The following is a 3,690-nucleotide window of genomic DNA, read 5'->3' on the forward strand; positions in this document are numbered from 1 at the left end:
GGAGGGGGAAGCGGGAAGGAAGCGGGGAGGAAGGCGTGAAACGGGCAGCGCAACGACAGGGCGGAGGCGGGGCCTAGGGCCGGCCCAGGCCGTGGCGCAGGGCGTAGCGCACCAGTTCGGCATTGTTGTCGATGCCGAGTTTCTGCATGAGCCGGGTCTTGTGGGTGCTGACGGTCTTGGCGCTGACGTGCAGCCGTTCGCCCACGGCGGCCAGGGCCAGGCCCTGGCTGAGCAGCTGCAGCACCTCGAATTCCCGGTCGGAGAGGGCCTCGTGGGGCGGCGCCTCTTCCGGGGCGCCGAAGACCATGGCGTCCACCAGGGCCGGGTCGATGAAACGGCCGCCCCTGGCTACCTTGCGGATGGCCGCCAGGAGAATGGCCGGGTCGCTGTCCTTGGTCACGTAGCCGCTGGCGCCGGCGCGCAGGGCCCGGGACACCAGCTGGCTCTCGTTGTGCATGCTGAGGACGACGACGGGGACCTCCGGCGCTTCCGTATGGGCGCGGCGGATCAGGTCCAGGCCGCTGATGCCGGGCATGGACATGTCCATCAGCAGCAGGTCGATGCCGCCCTGGCGCAGCCGGGTCAGGACCTCGCTGCCCTGGCTGGCCTCGCCGGCCACCTCCAGGTCGGCTTCCGTGGCCAGGAGCTGCTTGAGGCCGCTGCGTACGATGCTGTGGTCGTCGGCCAGCAGGATGCGGATCATGGCAGTTCCTCCGCCAGGGGAATGGTGATGTGCAGGCGGGTGCCCCGGCCCGGGGCACTGTCGATGCGCAGCTTGCCGCCCAGGGCTTCCAGGCGTTCACCCATGCCGAGCAGGCCGAAGGAATGGCTGCTCACCTGATGCAGTTCGAAACCCTTGCCGTTGTCGGCAATCTTCAGGTGGATGCAGTTTCCGTCCAGGTCCAGGGCGATATCCACCTGGCTCGCCTCGGCATGGCGGGTGACGTTGGTGAGGGATTCCTGGACGATGCGGAAGAGGGTGGTGGCCCGGCTGTCGTCCAGGGGAATGTCGTCCCCGGCCAGCAGGTGGCAGGCGATGCCGGTGCGCTGGCGGAATTCTTCGGTGAGCCATTCCAGGGCCGGCAGGATGCCCAGGTTGAGCACCGCCGGACGCAGCTGGGAGGCCACCTGGCGCATCACCCGCACCGCCTCCTCCACCAGGTGCTGCATGGTGTCCAGGCGCTGGCCGATGGCCGGCGGGGCGTCGCCCAGCTCCCGTCGCAGCAGGGTCAGGTCCATTTTCAGGGCGGTCAGCAGGGAGCCCTGCTCATCGTGGATCTCCCGGGCGATGCGCTTGCGCTCCTGCTCCATGGCGGCTTCGCCGTGGGCGGCCAGGTCCCGCAGCTGTTGCCGGGATTCGAGCAGTTCCTGGGCCATGCGGCGGCGTTCGGTGATCTCCTCGCTGAGGTGCCGGTTGGCCACTTCCAGTTCCGCCGTGCGCTCCTGCACCCGCAGTTCCAGGGTGCGGCGCAGGGCCCGCAGGGTCAGGTGGGTGGTGACCCGGGCCTGCACTTCCTCGCTCTTGATGGGCTTGCCGATGTAGTCCACGCCGCCGCTGGAAAAGGCCTGGATGCGGTCCTCCACGGCGCTGGCAGCGCTGATGAAAATCACCGGGATGTCCCGGGTGGCCGGATCGGCCTTGAGCTTGGCGCACAGCTCCAGCCCGCTCATGTCGGGCATGCGGATGTCCAGCAGCACCAGGTCCGGCTGCAGGCTGTCGAGGGCGGCCAGGGCCTGGGCCCCGTCGGCTACGGCGTGCACCGTGTGGCCGTAGCGCTGCAGCAGCTGGGTGAACAGATGGCGGTCCAGGGCGGAATCGTCCGCCAGCAGGATGGTGCCGGTGATGCCGTTGTCGAATCGCGCAGGCACGGGAGCCTCCCGGTTTGCGGCCCTGGGGGGCCGCTTCTTGTGCCACCCATTTTGACGGCATCGGACCGGGCCCGGCAAGGGCCCCGGCCGGCGGCTTCAGCGGCGGAAGGTGTCGGCGGCGATCTGCAGGCGGGCCAGCTTGTCGTAGAGGGTCTTCTTCGGCAGCTGCAGGCGCTCGGCCGCCAGGGCCACATTGCCGTGGCAGGCCGCCAGGGCGGCCTCGATGAAGCCCTGTTCCGCCAGCTCCAGGCGCCGGGCCAGGGGCAGCTCGGCCCCCGGGGCGCTGCCCGCCGGGGATGCCGCCTGGGGCTGGTCCAGGCCCAGGCAGAAGCGCTCCGCCGCGTTCTTCAGCTCCCGCACGTTGCCCGGCCAGGGCTGGGCCTGCCAGCGGGCCAGTTCGGCCGGGCCCCAGGCCGGCACTTCCCGGCCGAAGCGCTTGGCCGCCTGCTGCAGGAAATGGCCCATGAGCAGGGGAATGTCTTCCTGGCGCTGGCGCAGGGGCGGCAGGTCGATGCTGACCACGTTGAGCCGGTAGTAGAGGTCGGCGCGGAACTGGCCGGCCTCGGAGAGGGCCTTGAGGTCGGCCTTGGAGGCGGCCACCACCCGGCAATCCACCGCCACCGGGGCATTGCCGCCGAGGCGCTCGATGCTGCGCTCCTGCAGGGCCCGCAGCAGCTTGACCTGGAGATTGAGGGGCATGGACTCGATTTCGTCGAGGAACAGGGTGCCGCCGTGGGCGTATTCGATCTTGCCGATGCGCCGCTTGCCGGCGCCGGTGAAGGCTCCCGCCTCGTGGCCGAACATCTCGCTCTCGAAGACGCTCTCGGGCAGGGCGGCGCAGTTGATGGCGACGAAGGGGCCGCGCCGGCCGGAGGCGCTGTGGATGGCCCGGGCCACCACTTCCTTGCCGCTGCCGGTCTCGCCGTTGATGAGGATGTCCACGTCGGTGGGGGCCAGGGCCGCCACCAGGCGGCGCACCTCCTGCATGGCCGGGGTCTGGCCGATCACCGGCAGGCCGTCCTGGGTCGGCAGGGCTTCCTTGAGGCGCCGGTTTTCCAGCAGCAGGGCCCGCTTCTCCAGGGCCTGGCGGGTGACCCGCACCAGATGTTCGGAAGTGAAGGGCTTTTCGATGAAGTCGTGGGCGCCGTCGCGCATGGCCTGCACCGCCATGGCCACGTCGCCGTGGCCGGTGACCAGAATCACCGGCAGCTCCCGGTCCAGCTGGCGCAGCTCCCCCAGCAGGGTGATGCCGTCCCTGCCCGGCAGGCGCACGTCGCTGACCACGGCCCCGGGCAGTTCGGCGGCCAGGGCCGCCAGGGCCCCTTCGGCATCGGCAAAGCTGCGCACCTCCAGGCCGGCCAGGGTCAGGGCCTGGGCGCTGCCCATGCGCACCGCCGGATCGTCCTCGACGAGAAAGACCGGCAGGGCGGCGGCCTCAGACACGGCGGCTCTCCTTGGCATAGCTGGCCCGGTCGATCTCGAACAGCTCCACGCACAGCTGCAGTTCGGTGCCCGGCGCCGCCTGCACCAGGGGCGAGAGGGCGGCCAGCAGGCTGTCCGCCAGCTGCTTCCTGGTCTCCATGCTGCGCCCCGGCATGAGGCTCAGCTTGGCATGGGCGAAGGCCCGGGGCGTGGCGGCGGTGCCGACGCAGAATACTTCCAGGGCCAGGGCCCGGCTCTTGATGTCCGCTTCCTCGAAGAGGCCGGAGTCGGCCAGGCAGCGGTTGAGGGCGGCGAGGCTGGCGGCCGGGTCCAGGGACAGGTTGGCGCTGTATTCCAGGGTCAGGTGGGGCATGGCGTGGTTCCGGGGCGGGTCAGGCG

At 70.6% G+C, this 3,690-nt stretch carries 4 protein-coding genes; all 4 read right to left on the reverse strand.

The window, feature by feature from the left end; translation table 11 throughout:
* Positions 1–73: 73 nt before the first annotated feature.
* Entirely contained in the window at positions 74–703 is a 630-nt protein-coding gene (locus AC1RTA_RS16430) for a response regulator (protein WP_014238477.1), read from the reverse strand.
* Complete coding sequence (locus tag AC1RTA_RS16435) at positions 700–1,869, reverse strand: ATP-binding response regulator (RefSeq protein WP_492785346.1); 1,170 nt, start codon at positions 1,867–1,869, stop codon at positions 700–702. The genes AC1RTA_RS16430 and AC1RTA_RS16435 overlap by 4 nt, the downstream gene beginning before the upstream one ends.
* 96 nt (positions 1,870–1,965) lie before the next feature.
* Entirely contained in the window at positions 1,966–3,312 is a 1,347-nt protein-coding gene (locus AC1RTA_RS16440; RefSeq protein ID WP_492785347.1) for a sigma-54-dependent transcriptional regulator, read from the reverse strand.
* A partial coding sequence (locus AC1RTA_RS16445; protein WP_492785348.1) for a 5-carboxymethyl-2-hydroxymuconate Delta-isomerase occupies positions 3,305–3,690 on the reverse strand: 386 nt, incomplete at its 5' end. The genes AC1RTA_RS16440 and AC1RTA_RS16445, both read right to left, overlap by 8 nt.

Source organism: Azospira sp. MPR-E4 (assembly GCF_058809645.1).